The 20,553-nt window shown below is 53.3% G+C and carries 18 protein-coding genes; 12 read left to right on the top strand and 6 right to left on the bottom strand.

The features are described from left to right. Positions 1–3 precede the first annotated feature (3 nt). The gene (locus tag E0765_RS08695; protein WP_132812834.1) at positions 4–1,116 is read left to right on the top strand and encodes a radical SAM protein; all 1,113 of its coding nucleotides are present in this window, start codon (positions 4–6) and stop codon (positions 1,114–1,116) included. Here the strand turns inward: E0765_RS08695 and E0765_RS08690 are convergent. Together E0765_RS08690 and E0765_RS08685 are read right to left on the bottom strand one after the other, a co-directional pair. Then, on the bottom strand, positions 1,113–1,997 hold the full coding sequence (locus tag E0765_RS08690) for an NAD(P)-dependent oxidoreductase (RefSeq protein WP_165921729.1): 885 nt from the start codon (positions 1,995–1,997) through the stop codon (positions 1,113–1,115). The genes E0765_RS08695 and E0765_RS08690 overlap by 4 nt on opposite strands. Next, the gene (locus E0765_RS08685) at positions 1,990–3,096 is read right to left on the bottom strand and encodes a DegT/DnrJ/EryC1/StrS aminotransferase family protein (protein ID WP_132812832.1); all 1,107 of its coding nucleotides are present in this window, start codon (positions 3,094–3,096) and stop codon (positions 1,990–1,992) included. The genes E0765_RS08690 and E0765_RS08685 overlap by 8 nt, the downstream gene beginning before the upstream one ends. Positions 3,097–3,338: 242 nt before the next feature. On the opposite strand from E0765_RS08685, the gene E0765_RS08680 reads away from it, so the two are divergent. From E0765_RS08680 to E0765_RS08635, 10 genes are all read left to right on the top strand, one after another. After that, a complete protein-coding gene (locus E0765_RS08680; RefSeq protein ID WP_132812831.1) occupies positions 3,339–5,264 on the top strand; it encodes a radical SAM protein in 1,926 nt (641 codons plus the stop codon). Between the two features lie 46 nt (positions 5,265–5,310). Then, the gene (locus E0765_RS08675) at positions 5,311–6,402 is read left to right on the top strand and encodes a radical SAM protein (protein WP_132812830.1); all 1,092 of its coding nucleotides are present in this window, start codon (positions 5,311–5,313) and stop codon (positions 6,400–6,402) included. A 9-nt stretch (positions 6,403–6,411) separates the two neighbouring features. Then, positions 6,412–7,398, top strand: a complete 987-nt coding sequence (locus E0765_RS08670) for an SDR family oxidoreductase (protein WP_132812829.1) — start codon at positions 6,412–6,414, stop codon at positions 7,396–7,398. Between the two features lie 5 nt (positions 7,399–7,403). Continuing rightward, the gene (locus E0765_RS12740) at positions 7,404–8,207 is read left to right on the top strand and encodes a transketolase (protein ID WP_132812828.1); all 804 of its coding nucleotides are present in this window, start codon (positions 7,404–7,406) and stop codon (positions 8,205–8,207) included. Continuing rightward, positions 8,200–8,688 (top strand): transketolase, encoded by a 489-nt coding sequence (locus E0765_RS12735; protein ID WP_132812827.1) that lies wholly within the window; start codon positions 8,200–8,202, stop codon positions 8,686–8,688. The genes E0765_RS12740 and E0765_RS12735 overlap by 8 nt, the downstream gene beginning before the upstream one ends. Positions 8,689–8,780: 92 nt before the next feature. Next, positions 8,781–9,410, top strand: a complete 630-nt coding sequence (locus tag E0765_RS08655) for a hypothetical protein (RefSeq protein WP_132812826.1) — start codon at positions 8,781–8,783, stop codon at positions 9,408–9,410. 7 nt (positions 9,411–9,417) lie between these two features. Further along, a complete protein-coding gene (locus tag E0765_RS08650) occupies positions 9,418–10,527 on the top strand; it encodes a radical SAM protein (RefSeq protein WP_132812825.1) in 1,110 nt (369 codons plus the stop codon). 10 nt (positions 10,528–10,537) lie between these two features. Further along, positions 10,538–12,004, top strand: coding sequence for a PfkB family carbohydrate kinase (locus tag E0765_RS08645; RefSeq protein ID WP_132812824.1), 1,467 nt, complete (start codon positions 10,538–10,540; stop codon positions 12,002–12,004). Further along, entirely contained in the window at positions 12,001–12,702 is a 702-nt protein-coding gene (locus E0765_RS08640; RefSeq protein WP_132812823.1) for a nucleotidyltransferase family protein, read from the top strand. The genes E0765_RS08645 and E0765_RS08640 overlap by 4 nt, the downstream gene beginning before the upstream one ends. A 9-nt stretch (positions 12,703–12,711) precedes the next feature. Next, positions 12,712–13,404 carry an SDR family oxidoreductase gene (locus tag E0765_RS08635; RefSeq protein ID WP_132812822.1) on the top strand — a complete coding sequence of 231 codons (693 nt, stop codon included), beginning with the start codon at positions 12,712–12,714 and terminating at the stop codon, positions 13,402–13,404. 68 nt (positions 13,405–13,472) lie between these two features. Here the strand turns inward: E0765_RS08635 and fliD are convergent, their stop codons facing one another. The 3 genes from fliD to E0765_RS08620 form a co-directional block, all read right to left on the bottom strand. After that, complete coding sequence (fliD, locus tag E0765_RS08630) at positions 13,473–14,837, bottom strand: flagellar filament capping protein FliD (protein ID WP_132812821.1); 1,365 nt, start codon at positions 14,835–14,837, stop codon at positions 13,473–13,475. Positions 14,838–14,918: 81 nt separating this feature from the next. Then, the gene (locus tag E0765_RS08625; RefSeq protein ID WP_132812820.1) at positions 14,919–16,307 is read right to left on the bottom strand and encodes a radical SAM protein; all 1,389 of its coding nucleotides are present in this window, start codon (positions 16,305–16,307) and stop codon (positions 14,919–14,921) included. 61 nt (positions 16,308–16,368) lie between these two features. Beyond that, complete coding sequence (locus E0765_RS08620) at positions 16,369–18,354, bottom strand: 6-hydroxymethylpterin diphosphokinase MptE-like protein (protein WP_132812819.1); 1,986 nt, start codon at positions 18,352–18,354, stop codon at positions 16,369–16,371. Positions 18,355–18,440: 86 nt separating this feature from the next. Between E0765_RS08620 and E0765_RS08615 the strand changes: the two genes are divergently transcribed. Beyond that, a complete protein-coding gene (locus tag E0765_RS08615; RefSeq protein WP_165921728.1) occupies positions 18,441–20,417 on the top strand; it encodes a 6-hydroxymethylpterin diphosphokinase MptE-like protein in 1,977 nt (658 codons plus the stop codon). A 40-nt stretch (positions 20,418–20,457) separates the two neighbouring features. On the opposite strand, the gene E0765_RS08610 is transcribed toward E0765_RS08615, so the two are convergent. After that, on the bottom strand, positions 20,458–20,553 hold a 96-nt coding region (locus E0765_RS08610), incomplete at its 5' end, for a flagellin (protein ID WP_255417877.1).

The following is a 20,553-nucleotide window of genomic DNA, read 5'->3' as shown; positions in this document are numbered from 1 at the left end:
CCCATGCACGAAACTTCCTGCGAACACTCGTTTCTCGAATCGCTCCAAACACCGGGCAAACCCTGCATCCACCCCTGGTTTTACTTATGGATCAACGCCGCCGGAGATGCCACCGTCTGCCCCCAGAACCGTATTCGGCTGGGCTCTTTGGAGCAGTTCTCGCTGCCGGAGCTATGGAACAATGAAACCATCCGTAACATCCGCCAATCTTTTCTCGAAGGCGATTACGAAAAGGGAGGATGCGAGAGGGAATGTCCCTATCTGCGAGGGGTTTACACTCACGCTGCCCAGCCCATCCCGCCCCGCGAGCTGATCTTTCCCGATATCGATCCCCGCCGTCTCGATCCTTCCGGAAAGGCTTCGTCCAACTTGCGGCAAGGGATTGAGGACTACCGTTCGCAACGCCTTTATGCCGAAGCGCTCCCCGCGGTTCTGGACTGCCAAAGCATCCTTGCGTGCAATGCGGGCTGCATCATGTGCGGACAGCCTCACGCGAGCAAACTGAAACATTCACCGAAAATCAAAGACGAAATCGAAAAAGCCGGGCAATATCTCAGTGCAATCCGCTGGCAGGGCGGCGAAGTGTTCCTCGATAAAAACTTTACGCACGATGTCCAAGTAATCGGAGAAGCCGGGGATGAGGCGATGCGGAAAATTATCATTACCAACGGTTCGCTGCTGGACGCCCAAAAAATCGATGCCATTCTGAACCTTCGCGGCGATACCCGCTTCATCGTCTCGATGGACGGCGCCGTTCCCGAAACGGTCAATACGATCCGCTACCATCTCGACCACGCCAAAATCTTCGGCACCATCACGGTGCTCGCCGACCGGCAAAAACAGGTCGGCCGAAACGATCTTGTTTTGTGGAACTATACGGTCATGCGCTCCAATATCGACGAAGTCACTCTTGCGATCACGATTGCGGACAGCCTAGGAGTCGATATTAATCTTGCCGCCATCCAGGGCAATTATCCGAATGAAAACTTTTTTGAATTTCCGCTCGTCGAACCGGAACAGTGGGAACGGTACCTGGTATCATGGGAAGCTTCCGCCGCACGTGCATCAATTACGGTAAGCGGTATTGAAGGGCTCCGCCACCGTTACCGTTGTTAACCCAAAGCTGCGTTGATCTTCTCTAAAACACGGCGGTGGGGCAACGTGAGCTTCTCAAGTACGCCATATTCCAGACTCATCGGATAGGGCGTTACCACTACGCTTCGACTTTGCGGATTAAGTTCACAGGCAAGATACGCCAGTTCCAAAAGGGAAAGTGCGTAATCGCCGTCCCAAACATGGATCAGTTCCGTTTGCGGCACCGGTGCAAGGGTCATACGACACACCTCCGCATAAATACGTTCCGCTACCTCGTTGACTTCGGTCAAATGAAGTTTCAGCTCGGGTGCGTCCACATAAATATCTTCGTTGGACTTCGCTTTGCGCAAAAACGTTTGCATCGCCTTGGAGGGATGATCCCCGGGTCCGAACAGATCGGATAGCCGAAAAATGGCGACCGGAATTCGCCAATGACTCTGAAACGATTCCGCAATCAGTTCGGTTCCCAGCTTCAATGCGGGGTAGATAAGCCGTTTTCCGCTAAGCCCCTCCTTGCCGTTAAGGAGCAAATCCACTTCGCGCGTGCTGGTCAGTGCCATCCATTCGGGAGGGGTTTCGTCGAGCATTTCCAGCAGCTTAAGATACGAAGTGATCGTGTCGTGCGATGACTGTGACGCATTTTGTGCCGCGATACCGCTGCGGGACACACCTCCGGCATTGATCAGGCCATATGAGCCCAAGGACGCGACAAAAGAGAGGTCTTCCGGGGTAAGATCGTGTATGTTTTTATGAATAAACCGGCGATACGTTCCCGCGTCGTCGCTGGCTTTGATATCGATCCCGATGACATCGTACCCGTGAAATTCAAGCAGCTTTTTCAGCGTCTTTCCCAAAAAACCTTCAGAACCGATGAGAAGAACGGAATGGGGAAGGTTACGCATAAAATTCGATAACTTTGTCGACCACGTAACGGGTCTGCGATTCATCGAGATAAGGATGGATCGGAAGCGAAAGGATTTCGGCCGAATAGCGTTCGGTCGTCTCCAGACCGAAACCATCGAGCCCCAGCTGCGCCTGGCGGTGGTTGGGAATCTTCCAGTGAATAGCGACTTCAACCCCGTTCTCCATCAGATAATCGAAGAGTCCGTCACGGTTCTCGGCCCGGATCACGTAACTTGAGAAAACGTCCCGACGGCCGTTCTCATGAAATGCCGGCAACCGAACATGCGGTATGCCGCCAAGGCCGTTCTGATAGTATCGTGCCACCCGCTCACGCTCCAGAAGTTCCTCTTCGAGATAAGGAAGTTTTTTGATGAGTACGGCGGCCTGAAGGTTATCCAGCCGGCTGTTGTATCCGAAAAGAACCAATTCGGATTTGCTCAACTGCCCATGGTTACGTAGCAACAATAGCTGCCGGTAGACCGCCTCGTCATCGGTCGTCACCAGCCCTCCGTCTCCCATGCAGCCGAGCACTTTCATCGGGTGGAAACTAAACGCCCCGCACACCCCGAAACTGCCGGCAAATCGTTCCTTGTAACGTGCCCCGAAAGCCTGTGCCGCGTCTTCAAGGATCAACAACCCGTGCCGCAGCGCTATGGGTTCGATCGTCTCCATGTCGCATACCTTCCCATTCATATGGACGACGACAATCGCTTTCGTACGGGGGGTGATCGCCCCTTCTATTTTTTCGGGATCGATATTGCCGTCCTCCGCGATATCGACCAGTACGGGTTTCGCACCGACATGAACAATTGCGGCGATCGTAGCGACAAACGTATGGGAAACGGTGATCACTTCATCTCCCTCGGCGATTCCCATCGCCCTCAGGCTCAGCCACAGCGCATCCGTACCACTGTTAACCCCGACAGCATACCGTACGCCGAGGTATCGTGCCGCTTCGGATTCGAACCGGGAAACTTCCTCCCGGAGGATAAATTGCCCCGATGAGGCGATCGTCTGGAGCGTTTCGAGAAGTTCGGTCCCGTATCGACGGTATTGCGAGGGGAGATCGACATAGGGGACGCGGAAAGAATTGGCCATACACTACACTTTATTCATAAAATTTCATTACTTTTAAGAAGGCTTGCGCCTTACGCACCATGCTTTGTTATAAGACTTTACAGATTGTCCGCTTCTTGAATATCGACATCGTCCGCATGCAACAGCATTATTTGTGATGTTATTGTATTATAATTTTGCATTAATGCCGAAATGGTCCCCGTTTTTCGCATACGCACCCTAAAACCCCGGCGAAACCGCCGACCCGAAAAAGATTGCCCTTAATGAACAAACAAAAAATTTTATTGGTAGCCCCGACATACGTGGATGAACCCAATACGATGTATTTTCCGATCGGAATGGCGTATCTGGCCTCTTACATCCGATCGCGGGGGCACACCGTACACGGTTTCAATATGAACAACGTCGGACGGGTCGAAGGGGAAAAATACCTCCGCGATCTCCTGTCGCGGGAACGTTACGACGTCATCGGGCTTGGCGCGCTCACGATCGCGTTCGAACAGCTCGAAAAGCTGATCCGCTTCCTGCGTCCGCTGAGCGATGCCGCGATTGTTCTCGGCGGCGGCATCACCGCATGCGAGAGCGAAATCGTCCTCACCGAGCTCCAGCCCGATTACATGGTGATCAGCGAAGGGGAGGTAATTTTCGAACAACTGCTCGATTACATCGCGAACCCCTCAGACACCCCTCTTCCCAAGGGGGTATGGACCCGCACACCTCAAGGTATTGTGTCAGGCAACGAAGGTGACACGATACCTCGCCTCGACGATCTCCCTTTTCCCGATTACGAACTGATGGGTATCGGGGAGTTCATTGAACTCCAAACCGGCCAGACATGGTCCCATCACAAGACCGATCCGTTCGGGGGGAAATACATTCCGATTTCGGCAAGCCGTTCATGCCCTTTCAAATGCACCTTCTGTTACCATGCCGGCATGGGAAAATACCGTCTCCATTCGATTCCCTACACGATCGCTTTTATCGAACGGATGAAAGAGACCTACGGCGTCACCCATTTTGCAATCTACGACGAACTCTTTTCAGCCAATATTGCCAGGGTGCTCGAATTTTGCGAAGCGGCCAAACGCCTCGACATAACGTTCGATTGTCAGCTTCGGGTCGATCAGGTCAGCGCCCCGATGCTCCGTGCGATGAAAGAAGCGGGGTGCACCGAAATCTCTTACGGATTCGAAAGCGCCAGTGACACCGTGATCGAAAGCATGCAGAAAAAAATCTTTGCGCATCAGATCGCCGAAGCGGTTCGACTGACCCGCGAAGCCAAAATCGGGATACAGGGCAACTTCCTTTTCGGAGATCCGGCGGAAACCAAAGAGACTCTCCAGACGACCCTCGATTTTCAGCAGCAGCACCGCCTCTATTTCGCCGACTGGTCGATGGTGCTTCCTTATCCGGGAACCGTCCTGCACGCTCAGGCCTTACGAAAAGGGATGATCCGCGACCGGGTACGTTTTATCAAAGACATTGCCGATACGTCCCGGTATCTGTGGAACTCTCCGGTCAATCTGACGGTCATGTCCGACGAAGAATATCTGCAGGTTTACGCCCAACTTCGCGAACTCAACGACATCAATCACCGTCAGGCCCTGAGCAGGGTCGTTGCATCCCGGCCCCTTGATGGCTTCCACTCCGCCATCACGGTCGAATGTCCCCACTGTCAAACATCCACATCGTACGAACGGTTCCCTTATCCTCTCGACGCCCGTACCGAAGTGAGCGAGGATCGGTCCTCTTTTTACGGCCTTCTTGGAATCAACCTCATCTGCCCGGAATGCCGTGACAAACACCATCTCCTTTCCAAAGCGATTCCTCATGTCACCCCGGTTTTCGAACGGTTTGATACGGTACTTTCCGAACTGGTCCGAAGCCATGGGGATGAGATCGTCGTACTCCCCGCAATGGACCGCTATTTTCATGCCCTCTGCGAAGATACGGCGATCCTCTCGGTCCGGCCGTTCGCCGTTCTCGATACCAGGGAGCACCGGATCGGGAAAACGTTTCTGGATACGACCGTTCAAAAATTTGATGACGAGACCGTCGATTCCCTCGCCGATAAACGTTTTTTAATTCTCCCCTGGGTCGAAGCGGCCGAAGTGTACCGCCGTCTGATCGCGCGGGGAATACCCGAAGAGCGGATCGTCAGCTGGAATTTTCCCGCCGACCGAAAATAGAGAACGCTTTTTGCTTTAATACGCCAATCGCCCCGAAAGAGAGCCCATGGACAAATATGCGATCGACAGCCATAAACTGATTTTTCACCCCGAAAGGGTCGCGCAGTGGAGCGAGGCCGGGAACGACTGGGAAAAACTCAAAAAAGTCTACCCCCTCTACGTCGAAATCTCCCCCTACGGGGGGTGCAACCACCGCTGTACTTTTTGCGCACTGGACTACATGGGTTACGAAAAAATCGCTCAGGAAGAGCAAGCCCTCAGGAACGCCCTGGATGAAATGGCTTCAGGAGGGGTACGCAGCGTCATGTTCGCCGGAGAAGGGGAGCCGCTGCTGTTCAATCCGCTCGCATCCATCGTCGAACACTGCAGCCGTATCGGGATCGACACCTCGATCACGACCAATTTCGTCCCCTGCAACACCAAAAGTATCGAAACGTTCGTCCGCCACTGTTCGTGGATCAAAGTGAGCTTCAATGCCGGGACGCCGGAACGCTATGCCCAGATCCACCAGACCAAAGAAGACGATTTTCACCGGGTTGTGGAGAACCTCCGCTATGCGGTCAAGCTCAAACGCGAGAAAGGGTATACCTGCACCCTCGGCGCCCAAATGCTCCTTTTGCCCGAAAACCGCGACAGTGCCGTCGCACTCGCACGCCTTTGCGCCGAAATCGGGCTGGACTATCTCGTCATCAAACCCTATTCGCAACACCTCTTCAGCGAAACGCACCTTTACGAACAGATCAATTACGACGAGTTCATGGACCTTGAAGCCGAACTCGCCGAGTGCAATACCGATCGTTTCAACGTCGTCTTCCGCGCCAATACGATGCGCAAATACACCGAAAAGCAGCACGCCTATAAAAAATGTCTCTCCACTCCGTTTTTCTGGGGCTATATCGCTTCCAACGGAGACGTTTACGGGTGCAGCGCCTACCTTGGGAAAGAAGAGTTTTGCTACGGAAACATCAACGAAACGGGCTTCCAGGATATCTGGGAAGGGGAAAAACGGCGTCTGAGCTACGAGTACGTCCAAAACGGGCTCGACATCAACGGATGCCGCGTCAACTGCCGGATGGACGAAATCAACCGGTACCTGTGGCGGCTGAAAAACCCGCAGGCCCACGACAATTTTATTTAAAGGCTCAGCGTGAAAGCAATCGTAACCGGAGGAGCCGGATTCATCGGCTCGCATATGTGTGACCTCCTCGTCCAAGAAGGATTTCGCGTCACTATCATCGACAACCTCGCCAACGGGAGGCTCGAAAACCTTTCCCACCACAAAGGCAATCCTGATGTCGCTTTCGTACAGGCCGACATCGGCGATTACGCAACCGATCTCGATCCCTTTTTCAGCGATGCCGATTACGTCTTCCACTTTGCTGCGCTCGCCGACATCGTCCCCTCGATCAACGACCCGCTCACCTACCACCGCGCCAACGTCGACGGAACGATCCGTGTCCTCGAAGCGGCCCGCAAAGCGAATATCAAAAAACTCGTCTACGCCGCATCCTCTTCGTGCTACGGTATCCCCGACGTCTATCCCACCCCCGAAACCGCACGAATCGATCCGCAATACCCCTACGCCCTGACCAAATACCTGGGCGAAGAATACGTCATGAACTGGGGGAAAATCTACGGTCTCCCCGTCGTGTCGATGCGTTTTTTCAACGTCTACGGCCCCCGCCACCGCACGGGCGGAACCTACGGGGCGGTGTTCGGCGTTTTCCTCGCCCAACTACTCGCCGGCAAACCACTCACGGTCGTAGGCGACGGCGAGCAGACACGGGACTTTACTTTTGTCACCGACGTCGCCTCGGCCTGCTACGCGGCGGCGAAGTCGGAAATAACTCAGGAGATTTTCAACGTCGGAAGCGACCATACCTATTCGGTCAACCGGCTCGTCGAACTCTTGGGAGCCGAGAAAATCCATATCCCCAAACGTCCGGGTGAACCGGACTGCACCTATGCCGACATTTCGAAGATCAAACGGCTCCTTGGATGGGAACCCAAAGTTTCGTTCGAAGAGGGGGTAAAAATCATGCTCGACAACATCGAGCTGTGGAGGGAAGCCCCCGTATGGGACGAAGAGAGTATCCAAGAAGCGACCAGAGACTGGTTCAAATACCTGGGATGAAGACGATGAAAAATCTCGACTCTGACCACATCCGCAAACGAACCATCGCCCTCTCGTGCCGATCCAAAGCGGGACACCTCGCCCCCTCGCTCTCGTGCGTCGAAATCCTGAGCGTATTGTTCCGCGATTTTCTCTCCTACGACACTTCCGATCCCCATAGCCCATCGCGCGACCGGCTGATCTTCAGCAAAGGGCACGGAGCGTACGCCTATTACGTCATCCTCAACGAACTGGGGTTCCTCCCCGATTTCGAGTTAGAGCGGTTCTACGGACCCGGGGCCTCCATCAAAGGATGCCTTACGCGCAATCCCGAATACATGATCGAAGCCTCGACGGGGTCATTGGGGCACGGTCTCCCGATTGCCGTCGGAATCGCCAAGGCGTTCAAACTGCAAGGGGTAAACAACAAAGTCGTCTGTATCGTCGGAGACGGCGAGATGCAGGAGGGGAGCAATTTCGAAGCGCTTGCCCTGGCATACCGGATGAAACTGGACAACCTGCTCATCATCGTCGACGCCAACGGTCTTCAGGCGATGGACAGGGTCGAAGACGTCGGGCTTGACAACCCCCGTCTGGCGAAGGTTCTTTCGTCATATACCGATCATTTCCACAATCTTGACGGTCACGACGAAGCGTCACTCCGACAGGCCTTCGAACCCTTTTTCCGCGCAGAAGGCGAAGGGATGTTCTCCGTCGTCTTCGCCAACACGATCAAAGGCAGGGGGATCAGTTTCATCGAAAACTCGATTACCCACCACTTCCGCTGCCCGACCGAAGACGGATACGTTCTGGAGGACGACCATGCGTGAGATTGCAACCAAAAAAGAGGTGATGGCGGAACTCTACCGTTCGTTTCATTCCGACCCGACCATGGTGCTGCTGGCGGGGGACATGGGGTTTGCGGTTCTTGATGACTTCCTGCTCAACCATCCCGAACGGGCGTTTAACATCGGGATCTGCGAGCAGGCGACGGTGAGTATGGCGATGGGACTCTACCTGGCGGGGATGCGGCCGATCGTCTATTCGCAGATTCCGTTTCTCGTAATGCGGGCCTACGAACAGATCCGCTACGACCTCAACGAACACGCCGCACGGGTCATCCTTGTGGGAGTCGGAGCCGACAACTATTTCGAAAAACTCGGAAGAAGCCACTGCATGGACGATGACGATCTTGCCATGATGCGTATTTTCAAAAACCTGCTGATCCTCGAGCCTTCAAAAACAACCCTCGAGGCCGATATAGCCAAAGCATTATCCTACGAAGGGCCGGTCTATCTACGATGCCAGTAAACACATCCTCCCTCGAACCTTACGCTCGCCGACTTGCACAAACGGGCCTCCCGCAACGGCATGAAACGCAATGTTCGCCTTCCGCCCTGAGATTGGAGCATTCAGCCCTCGGGATCACCCTCATCCTGTGCGTCGATCCCTCTTCCCATCGGATCGACACGGCTTTTTTCAAAGCGCAGGACACAATTGCCCAAGAGACCGCCGCAATTGCTTCGGCACTGTGCGGGATCCTGGAGGGGCTTCCGATCCTCGAAGCCCAAAACCATGCGGTATTGAAACTCGAAGAGAGCCTCCGCGATTCCTGGTACCGCCGAAACGTGCCGGGAATCGTCCAAACCGCAAACATGAGCGCCCCGTTCTCTCTCATGCAAAAAATGCTCGACGACGCACTGAATGCGTACCGCATCCAAACAGGATACGAGGGGGAAGTCAGCACCTTTTTCACTTCGGCCGACACGGAATGGCGTTCGCAGGATACCGAAGCCAAACTCGCCGCGATCACCGATGCCGTCCGCGATTTTCTTCAACAGGCCCAAGCCGATACCGAACCCGAGGTGGTCTTCATCAGCGATTCGCGCATCGAGATCGATTTGCCGAACGTCCCCGCAGATCGGCTTCCGGCATTGCTGTTTGCTCTCGAACTGCATCTGTATTCGGTTTTCGGGTTTTCGATCGAAGTGATGTACCATAACATGCAAGACCGCAATAAAAAACGGACATAGGAACCCCATGAAAGACGAAAAACTCATCCTCGACGCCACGAAACTCGCCTGGCACCGCGAACGGATCGAAGCCTGGGAACGGGGAGAACGGATCGCCCCGATCACCATCGATATGGCCCTCACCCGTGCCTGCAACTACGGATGCAGTTTCTGCTACGCCCGACTGCAGGAAAATGACCGCTTCGACATCACCCGCGAAGTTATCGACGCTTTTTTGGAAGACTGCGCCGAAATGGGGGTCAAAGCGATCAGCCTCGTATCCGACGGCGAGAGCTCGATCTCTCCGTATTTCGAACACACGATCATCCGCGGATCGGAACTGGGCATTTCGATGGCCGCCGCGACCCACGGCTACAATTCGACGCGCGAAAGCCTGGAAAAGATCCTTCCCCACCTCACCTACCTGCGTGTCAACATCTCCGCGGGCGAACCTGCCCGCTACGCGCAGATCATGGGGGTCAAAGAGGAGTGGTTCCACCAGGTCTGCCAGAATATCCGCGACATGGTGGACATCAAAAAACGCGACAACCTCGACGTCACGATCGGGATGCAGATGGTGTTGATGCCGCAGGACGCCGATCAGGTGATTCCTCTCGCCAAACTGGGCAAGGAGCTGCGCCCCGATTATCTCGTCATCAAACATACCAGCGACAGCGAAGACGGCCAGCTCGGGGTCGATTATTCCAAATATGCCGAACTCGACCACCTTCTGCACGAAGCCGAGTCGTACTCGGACGACGAATACCAGGTATCGGTCAAATGGTCCAAAATCAGCTCCGAGGGGAAACGGAGCTATCAGCGCTGCTACGGCCCCCCGTTCCAGATCCAGATCTCGGGTTCCGGGCTCGTCGCCCCTTGCGGAATGTTGTTCAACGAACGGTATAAAAAGTTCCATATCGGCAACATCGTTACGACCCGGTTCAAGGATATCGTCCAAAGCGACCGCTACTGGGATGTGATGAATTATCTCGCATCACCCCGTTTCAATGCGCAGAAAATGTGCGGTTCGCTGTGTTTGCAGCACAAACCCAACGAATTCCTCGACGCCTACAAAAAAGGGATGATCGACCTGCGCAAACCCCAAGGCAACCCGCCTCAGCATATCAACTTCATCTAAAGGCGACCCCATGCAGACCCAGGAGCATATCGACGCGATCCGAACAGTGGCCGGAAAACGAAAAATCGCTTTTGTCTACGGTAACTTCAATATTCTCCACCCGGGTCACCTGCGGCTGCTCAAATTTGCCAAAGACAACGGAAATTTCCTCGTCGTCGGGATCAACAACCGCCACTCCAGCGATACGCTCCTCGATGCCGACATCCGCCTTGAAGCCGTACAGCACTCGATGTACGTCGATTACGCCCTGATCATCGAAAGCGACGTACTCGATTTCATCCGCTCCCTGCGCCCCGACATCATGGTAAAAGGGAGCGAGCACAAAACCCTCAGCAACCCCGAAAAAGAGGTCCTTTCCGAATACGGCGGAAAGCTGATCTTCAGTTCCGGGGATATCGGTTTTTCCTCGATGCAGCTGTTACGCAGCGAGTTCGAAAATTTCGACGCCGCATCGATCGACAAACCCGATAGCTTTATGAAACGCCACCGGATCAAACCGCTCACGATCCGTTCCTATCTCCAGAAATTCCGGGATCTGCGGGTTGTCGTCATCGGCGATACCATCGTAGACGAATACATCACGTGCGATCCGATCGGAATGAGCCAGGAGGACCCTACCATCGTCGTCACGCCGATCTCGTCTGATAAATTCATCGGAGGAGCCGCCATTGTCGCTTCCCACGCGGCAGGACTGGGAGCGAAAGTACGGTTTTATTCGGTACTCGGCGACGACCTGTATTACGGTTTCGTCGAGGAAAAACTCCGCGACTACGGCGTCGAATGCAAACTTTTCGGCGACACCAGCCGTCCGACTACCCTCAAGCAGCGTTTTCGGGCCCACAATAAAACGCTCCTGAGGGTCAATCACCTCAAACAGCACCATATCGACATCGAACTACAGGATAAAATCTGCCGCGAAATCGAAAGCGCTATCGACGAAACGGACCTCATCGTTTTTTCCGATTTCAGCTACGGGTGCCTGCCGCAGCGCCTCATCGATAAAATCACCGGCATGGGACTCAAAAAAGGGATCATGATGGTCGCCGACAGCCAGTCTTCCTCCCAAATCGGGGACATCTCGAAGTTTCGCCATATGCGCCTCGTCACCCCCACCGAAAAAGAGGCTCGACTGGCGTTGAACGATTTTGAATCCGGACTCATCGTCCTGGCCGAAAAATTGCGCAAACAAAGCGACATCTCCAATGTTTTCATCACGCTGGGTTCCGAAGGGGTTCTGATCCACGCCGACAAAAACAAAAAATGGGTCACCGACCAGATCCCCGCACTCAACCGCTCCCCCAAAGACGTCGCCGGGGCGGGGGATTCACTCCTCATTTCGGCCTCGATGGCGATCGCCGTCGGGGCAAGCGTCATGGAAGGGGCCTATATCGGATCGATCGCCGCCGCATGCCAGGTCGGCCGCGTCGGCAATATCCCTCTTAATCTCGTCGAACTGGAACAGGAGATCGCCGAATGATCGCCGTTTTACTGGCTGCGGGGCTTGGCACCCGATTACGCCCCCTCACCGACCGCCTCCCCAAATGCCTGGTCCCTGTAAACGGAAAAGCGCTCATCGATTACTGGTTCGATCACCTCAGCGCAGTGGGAGTAGAACGCTTTATACTCAACACCCATTACATGGCTGATACCGTTGAAAAGCATGTCCGCAACTCTCCCTGGAACGATTCGGTGACCCTCCTGCATGAAGAAGAACTGCTGCTGACGGGGGGAACGCTGCTGGCGTGCAAGCCCTATCTCAAAAACGAAGCGTTCATGGTCGTTCATGCCGACAACCTGAGTTTCTGCGACTTTTCAGCCTTTATCGAAGCCCATCGCACCCGCCCGGCGGGATGTGAAATCACGATGATGACGTTTACTACCGACACACCCCAAAGCTGCGGGATCGTCGAACTCGACGAGCGCCGCGTCGTCAGTGCTTTTTTCGAAAAGCTCCCCGATCCTCCGGGTAACCTCGCCAATGCGGCGGTGTATATCCTCGAACCATCAGTCGTCGCTTTCATCGAAACACTCAACAAAGAACGGGTAGACTTCAGCACCGAAGTACTCCCCGCTTACGTCGGAAAAATTTTTACGTTTCACAACGACCGCTATCACAGGGATATCGGAACGATCGAGAGCTACGCACTCGCACAGATCGAAATTCTCGAATTGTAAAGGAGCACTATGGGTACGGCGATCGTCACGGGAAGCAGCTCGGGAATCGGAAAAGCATGCGCGCAAATGCTGCTGGAAGAGGGGTACCGCGTCATCGGCATCAGCCGAACCAGAGGCGACATCGAACATCCCCTGTTCACGCATCTAGCGTGCGATCTGGGTGATTTTACCTCTGTCGAAGCACTCAAAACTCCGCTGGCGCACTATGACGACCTGAATCTTCTGGTCAATGCCGCTGGATTCGGACGGTTCGAACCCCACGAGGAGATAACCCCCTCCGTGATCCGTGACATGGTAGCGGTCAATCTCACCGCCCCGATGCTGCTCTCCCGCTTCACTTTGCGTCTCCTCAAGCGCAACCGCGGCACAATCGTCAACATTACCAGTATCGAAGCAACCCGACATGCCAAATTTTCCGCCCTCTATACCGCGACCAAAACGGGCCTTAGATCGTTTGGGCACACCCTCTTTGAAGAGCTGCGCCCTTCGGGGGTTGCGGTTTTGACGATCAATCCCGACATGACCGATACGCCGTTTTTCGATACGCTCCGCTTCGGGGTCGGTGACGAAGACGACATGAAACTCTTCGCTTCCGATATCGCCGGAACCCTCAAAAATGCCCTGTCATTGCGCGCAGGGGTCAGCGTCACCGAGATCACGGTACGCCCGCGACGTTTCGGCATCTCTAAAAAAACCCGTTGAACCGATATTTGTGATTGCTAAAAGAAGGGGAGGCCTTCACAGGCCTCCAAAAAGAGGGGCGATGACGGTTAACTGTTCATCGTGTTGACAAGCTGCGACAGGTAGGAACTCTGCTGGCTCAGTTTGCTGATCATTGAATCGTATGCCGCCCACTGCTCCTGCATCATCGCATAACGGCGGTCAAGGCGGTCGATTTGTTTTTCGAGCTGTTCTTCCAACCGCGTTTTTTTCTCTTTCAATGCATTCTCATACGTATCGATCAACCCGTTGAATTTCGAATAATTCTCGACACCCGTTTGAAATGTATTGAAAAACCCGGTCAACGTGGTTGTCGACGAATCGGGATTTACGAACGTACCGCCTGAAAAAAATGCCTGGACGTTCGATGCATTGGCATCCATCTGCTCGTTAAACACGTCTTCGTCCAGGGACAAAACGCCGCTTTTGTCAAGCTCTAATCCATAATTGGCGATTGAACTTCCCGATTGCCCGATCATCATCGTCTGCAGATTGCGCAGCATCTCTTTGATCGTACTATCGGAACTGAAGATCCCACGCTCGCTCTCTTCGGTGCTGCTGTGGGTCAGCTTGGCGATTCCGCCTGCGGCCGCATTGAACTTGGAAACGAAATTGTTGAGCTTTTCCAAAATCGCTTCACGATTCTGCGTAATATCGATGTTTGCCGTTTCCCCTTCTGTTTCAAGAGTGATCGTGGCCCCTGTGACGAGATCATCGATAACGTTGCTTGAACGCGTGACTGCGATCCCGTTGAACTTGAACGAAGCGTCGATACCGTTTTGGATCACCGTCGCGCCGCTGGTGAGCTGCGTCCCGTTGAGAAGACCGCTGGTATCGGTGATCGTAATATCCTGAGTACTTCCTGTTCCTTTGGAACTCAAAAACAACCGGAAATCGCCTGTCCCGAGCTGAGCGATGGACGCACCGACTTTGTCTCCGGCGATCGTATTGATCGTATTTTTAAGACTTTCAAGCGTAGTCGTGGCATCGTAGTCGATCGTGTAGTCGGTGCCGTCGATATTGAGATTGAAACTTCCCGTTCCGCTTGCGATCAGATCCGTTTTCGATGCGAACTGACCCGATTCCTTGACTTCTTTCGTCGCAAGCGTCGTCACTTCAATCGAAAACGACTGGATATCGGTATTGGGATCGACGGTTACACTGACACCGCTCCCCGTTACGGTCGCACTACGTTCCGTATAGAGTGTGGAGGTCTGCAGATCGTACGCCGCATTGGCCAAATCGGACATCCACGTCCCGATTTGTGCCATCGACTTTACCTGATTTGAAGCGGAACTGATTTTGGTTTCCAGCGGCTTGACGAAACTGGCATCATCGACTTCCCGCAGCTGATCGAGAACATCTTGCGTCAGGATACCCGATCCTACCCCGAGCGAACTGATTGTACCGGCCATAGCAGCCTCCTTACTCTTGTCGAGAGAATATTATACGTTTATATCGACATAAAAAAAAAAATCTGAAACCGGGGTGAACGCCTACGTCTGACGGAATCCCCGGAAAGTGGCGTCTTTGCGCAAATAGAGGTCTTCAAGCTGTTGCCGCATTGCCGCTTCTTTTTTGGCGTGATAGTTGTCCAGCAAGATACGGTTGGCCTCCAGCAGCGCCGCATAAAACTCGTCGTCGCTCATATCGGTGAAATTGACTGACAAGAGATCCGAATTGGTATGCTTGTGCTCATAAAAATCCTCGATGTCCTTGAGCAAGCCGTGGCGAATCGCGTAATCATACAGCGGTGACCCGGGATAGGGGGTAACGGGGCGGATGGTCCGAAGCTGTGCACCGTCATCGTATTTGAGAAGAAAGTCAACCCCCTTCATCAGAATCTCGCGCGTTTCCCCGATATTCCCGAAAATGATGTTGAACCCGGGGCTGATCCCCTCGGCAAGCGTCGCTTCGATCCCCTTGACGATCTGTTTGGTGGTGAGGGCTTTGTTCATGTTCTTAAGCGCCTCGTCGTCGAACGATTCAATCCCGTAGTTGATAAAAACGCATCCCGCGCGCTTCATCAGTTTGAGAATTTCGGGGGTAGCGTAATTGAGCCGCCCGTTACAGTCCCATTTTATTTTCAGGTCGGCTTTAATCATATCCTCGCACAGACTGATCGTCCGTTGCTTGGACGACATCAGCAACTCGTCGGAAAAAGCGATGTAACTGATGCGGTAGTTTTTCTGAAGATACCGTATCTCTTCGATAATCGCTTCATTGCTTCGTCCCCGGAATCCCTTGTCCATCCGGTAACAGAAATTGCAGGTAAAGGTACATCCGCGTCCCGAAAGAACGGGCATGATGAAATCCGTTTTGGAACAATTGGGCATCCGCAGCAGACGGTAATGCTCGATATTGAATTTGTGATAGGCCGGCATCGGGATCGAATCGACGTCCTCGATCAACGGCCGGCCCGGATTGATCGTGCACTTATTCCCTTCACGGTAGGCGATCCCGAGCACGCCGGAAAGAGATTTTTTTTGTTCCAGATGGGCGATCAGGTCGATGACCGTATTTTCCCCTTCTCCCATTACGACGACGTCCGCAAGCAGCTTTTTAAGAAAATACGCCGGATCCGGGCTTGGGCCGAACCCTCCGATCACGTAAAACGGGCGTTGCCGGGAGGCGTTGATCGCTTCGGAAATTTTGATCGCTTTGCGATATTCGTAATACCCTCCGATAAAGCTGAGCCCGACCATATCGTAATGCTCGTTGTCGAGCGTTTGCGTCAGATGCTCTTCGGGGTAGTGGTGAATATCCTGTTCGTAAATATCGACTTCATGCCCGTGTTTCAGGAGCGTGGCGGTGATGTAGGCCACCCCTTGCGGAAACCACTGGATCAGCGATTCGTTGTCGTACGTAATCAATAAAATTCTCAAATGCTCAAACCTTTTTTTTTATTCCTCTGACCGCTGTTCCCGAAGCAAGCTCCGTTCCCGCTTAATGGTCCAGAAAAGACCTTAATCTTGTTTCGTATCGATCGACAATCTGCCCAAGATGCTCACACAACAATATTCGGATATTCGCTACATGGGCTTCCTGCCGGTTCACCCCTTTTGTATTGAACAGATCGAACACGTAGGTCAGTACAAGCTTGTAATACCGCAACATCACCTGTCCCAAATCGTCGCGTTCGGGGCTTCCGCCGCCGATGGTCCGTTTGAGCAGTTCAAACAGCGCCGCCTGATAAGTATCAAATCGCTGTTCATTCCCCTGTGCGTGACGACGGATCGCTTCGCGCACCTCGGCGGCATACGCGAGGCGACGGTCGAAAGCCTCTTTTTCGTTTGCGGTGAAGGCCGAACGCGAATGGGCTCTCAAAAACTCTCTCAGCGCTTCTTGCATCCGCGCTCTTTCTTCCGGGGATATCGCCGCTTCATGGACGGATTGGGCTTCTTTGGCCTCCGACCCCGGGAGATAGGCTCCCCTTGCGAGATTGTATATTTTCTCTTCCGTACCGATCCACTCGGGGGCAAACAGGTACAAATCGTCCAGGGACTGTTTGAAGTGGGGGGTTGTCATCACCGTTTCAGCAAAATTTCCCCGAACCGCCAAAAGCATCGTTCGTGCCGATGCTTCGGTTTCGATCCGATCGGCAGTCGCAAGATCGAGCGTTTTGTTGTGCATGTGACTATCGCTGTGCGTCGAACCGCTCTCCTGGTCCAGCGCCAGGTCCAGCCCTAAAACGTACAGCCGCCGCGTACCCAGACGGGACAACAGCAGATAACTGCTCGAGCCCACACACGGGGTCGCGAGAGACCCGATCCCTTCGTAGTACGACGACCCCATTTCAAACAAAACAACGTTCTCTTTCCGAAAATAGGGGAGGATGCCCTCGTAACTGTTTGCCCGGCCGATGAAGAGAGTATCGGCAAAATCCTCGGGCCCGAACCCTTCGTAATGGTGTTTGCTTGCTTCGAAGCCGTCGATATGTATCACCATATCAGGAGCGATCCCCAGTGCTCTGAGTGGGCGAAGCGACGCCGAAGCGGCCGCGATCAGGAACGATGCATGGTTTTTTTGCAGCCATTCGCTGTTTTTTTGCAGGGACGGCCCCGCACCCACGAACAACACGGGTTTTTCTCCGAACGGAGACGGGGAATGTTGCCGGGAAATATCCAAAAAAGGATACCCTTGCCGGATATAATCGAGCGGCTTGAGCGTCGACTCCAGGAAGTTGTTGAACGCAAACACAAAATGGCGCTGAGTGAGGATCGCATGCTGTATCCATTTGATTTTCTCCGCAGAATGCTGCGCCATGTAATGGTATTTGATCGTATGGTTAAAAAAGAATCCTTTGTTCAGAAACGACGAAACGGTACGGTCGAATTCGATGCCGTTTTCGAAAACCGAAAATTCCAAATCGCCCGTTTCGGCCAACTCGGCATAGCGGGTGGTAAACAACGAAAGCCGGAACAGTTCCAGATCGTCTTCGACGATCAGGTATGCCCCGGAGCGGACTTTACGATGAATCGCACTCAGATGCAACCCAAGCCCTACGCCGATGAAAATAAATTTTCGGATAGCCACCATTTCACCAAGCCCCCGGGTTGCCTCCGCCGCATAACGGGCAAACGCACACACCGCCTTCGTATGATTGGCCAGCACATCGGAAAAATCGTCTCCTTCGCACAGAGGCTTTGCGTGCGCTTCGAAAATTCCGGCATTTTTGTCACCGCTGATCGCTTCGGCGGCTTCTTCGGCATGGATCGAACTGTTACGGCCATAATAGGGTTCGTTCGTTGCGGTTCGGATAACCTCGAAATACCCCTGTTCAAAGGCCAGCTCGTACACGGGTGCGTAATACCCTTTGACCAATGCCGTCTCGAGCGCCATAAGCTTTTGATGGAGCGCGGGGTGGGCGCGTTCAAAGAAATTCAGATTGTCGTGAAAATTTCGTACTAACGCGTCCGTATCTGGCTGCATGAAGATCCCGTCGTTGAAAGATATGGTGATATGATACCCTAAACATAAACGGCATGGTATTTGCTTTATTCGGTAAAAGGAGATTCATGGAAGCCGTCGAAACCAAAGCGATACAGACCTATCAAACCAATATGTCCTATTTCTCGGAGCATCAACCCGAGCTCTACAAAAAACTTTCCCTCCTCGAGACGGCGATAGAACGGGGGCTCTATACCCCCAAATACGATCTGGAATACAAAAACGGGTATTTCGACGTCTACGTGCGGGAAACCGATTCGTTTCTCTACGGACGAGACACCAACACCTTCGCCGAAGAAACGGCGAAAACCGCCTCGCTGAAAAAAAATTATCAGGCGTACGAAACCGTCCCCTCTTACAGCAATTACAAAGGAGACCGGCTCAAGCACGTCTATCCCCTGATGCAGTATGTCAACGCCAATGCCGGCCTTGATACGCACATGAAAAAAGTACATAAATACATTTTCATCGGGTCGGGACTGGGATTGCATCTGAGTACGATCGACCGTTCGTTCCGCCCCGAAGAGTGCCTCCTCATCGAAGACGATCTGGAACTGTTCAAACTTTCCCTTTTCGTTACCGATTACACGGCTATCTCCAAACACACTTTCGTCCACTACGCCGTATCGCAGACAACCGACGAATTCGCCCAAACCGTTGCCAAGTTTTTGAACCGGATGTTTTTTTACAACCGTTTCATCAAATTCTTTTATCATCCCGGACACAGCACCGTTAAAATGAAATTCATCCAGCAAATGGTCGCGACGCAGTCGTTCATCGTTTTTTCCTACGACCTGCTGCTGAACAAATTCCTCTACCCGCTCGAGTACATCAACCACGGGTACCGGATACTCGATATTTCACGACCGTTGAACTCGCCGATCCTGGAGGAAAAACCGGTACTTCTCCTAGCCGCTGGGCCATCCCTGCAGAAAAATATCGAATGGCTCAAAAACAACCACGGCCGTTTTATCCTCGTCGCCGCTTCAGCAACGCTTAAAAAACTCTATGCCGAGGGGATCGCGCCCGATATCGTCACCCATATCGACGGCTTCGATGTAAGCATGGCCCATTACGAAGGGATCCCCGTCGAAACCTTTCTTAAAAACACCCTTTATCTCTTCGGGCCGTTCGTCCCTACGCAACTGCGCGAGATGCTTCCCAAAGAGAAAATGTTCTTTTTTGAATCGGGGACGTTTTACTTCGAAAACTTCGGCTCTCTCGCGACTCCGTGCGTCGGCTCGACGACGCTTGGACTCATGCTGATACTCGGAGTGCGACGCCTTTATCTGCTGGGGCTGGACCTTGCGTTCGACCAGGAAACCGGTTCGACCCACATCGACAGCCACCTCCAGGTGACCCGTTTTACCGACAAGGATATGGAGGTCCAGGAACGCACCAGTCTCAAAACAACCGTCCCGATCGAAGGGAATTTCCGCGACCACGTCTTTACGTCATCGGTATTGAACAAATCGGTGCAGATCATTTACTCGCTGATCCCCTCCTGGAAAAATGCCGAACAAACGGTGTACAATCTCAACGACGGAGCCAAACTCCGCGATGCGGTTCCCACCCGTGTCGAAGAGATCGATGTCGGCTCGCTGGACGTTCTGGAGAAAACCGAACTCTCTTCGGCTTTGCAAAGTCTCTTTGAAAGTCGTTCCGCCCTTTCCCTCTCCCGGGGCGATACCGATTCGATGCGGCGCAGACTCGAACACATCCGGACGATCCATCGCCACGTCAGAGCCTTCAAAAGCGCGCCGCACACGACCGTCGAATCTTTCGGAAGCGCGCTTAAAACCCTCGCGTCACAGCTCATTATGACCAAAGGGCGGGAAGCCGACAATGCGAGTCTTGTCTATCTGTATTATCTGCAATACACCCTGCCGCTTATTTTTGATCTGTTCAACACGCGCGAATTGTCCAATCCGAAAAAACACATCAAAAAAGTAAGCCAGTTATTTGGACAAGGGATAGAAGCGATTACCGAACAGTACGAAACGACACTGCAAAATTTTTTGGAAGAAAAAACAGAAGAGAAATAGAGTCTCCCGGGGCGGGAAAGCCCCGGAAAAAGAGATAAAACTACTGGAGAAGTCTGAGGACGTTCTGCTGAACGGCGTTGGCCTGAGACATAGCATACGATCCAGACTGGGCCATGATGTTATGTTTGTTGAAGCT

Origin of the sequence: Sulfuricurvum sp. IAE1 (assembly GCF_004347735.1) — a bacterium.
Classification (GTDB): Bacteria; Campylobacterota; Campylobacteria; order Campylobacterales; family Sulfurimonadaceae; genus Sulfuricurvum.
Note: the sequence above shows the minus strand (reverse complement) of the source record. Positions and strands in the feature narration are given on the sequence as shown.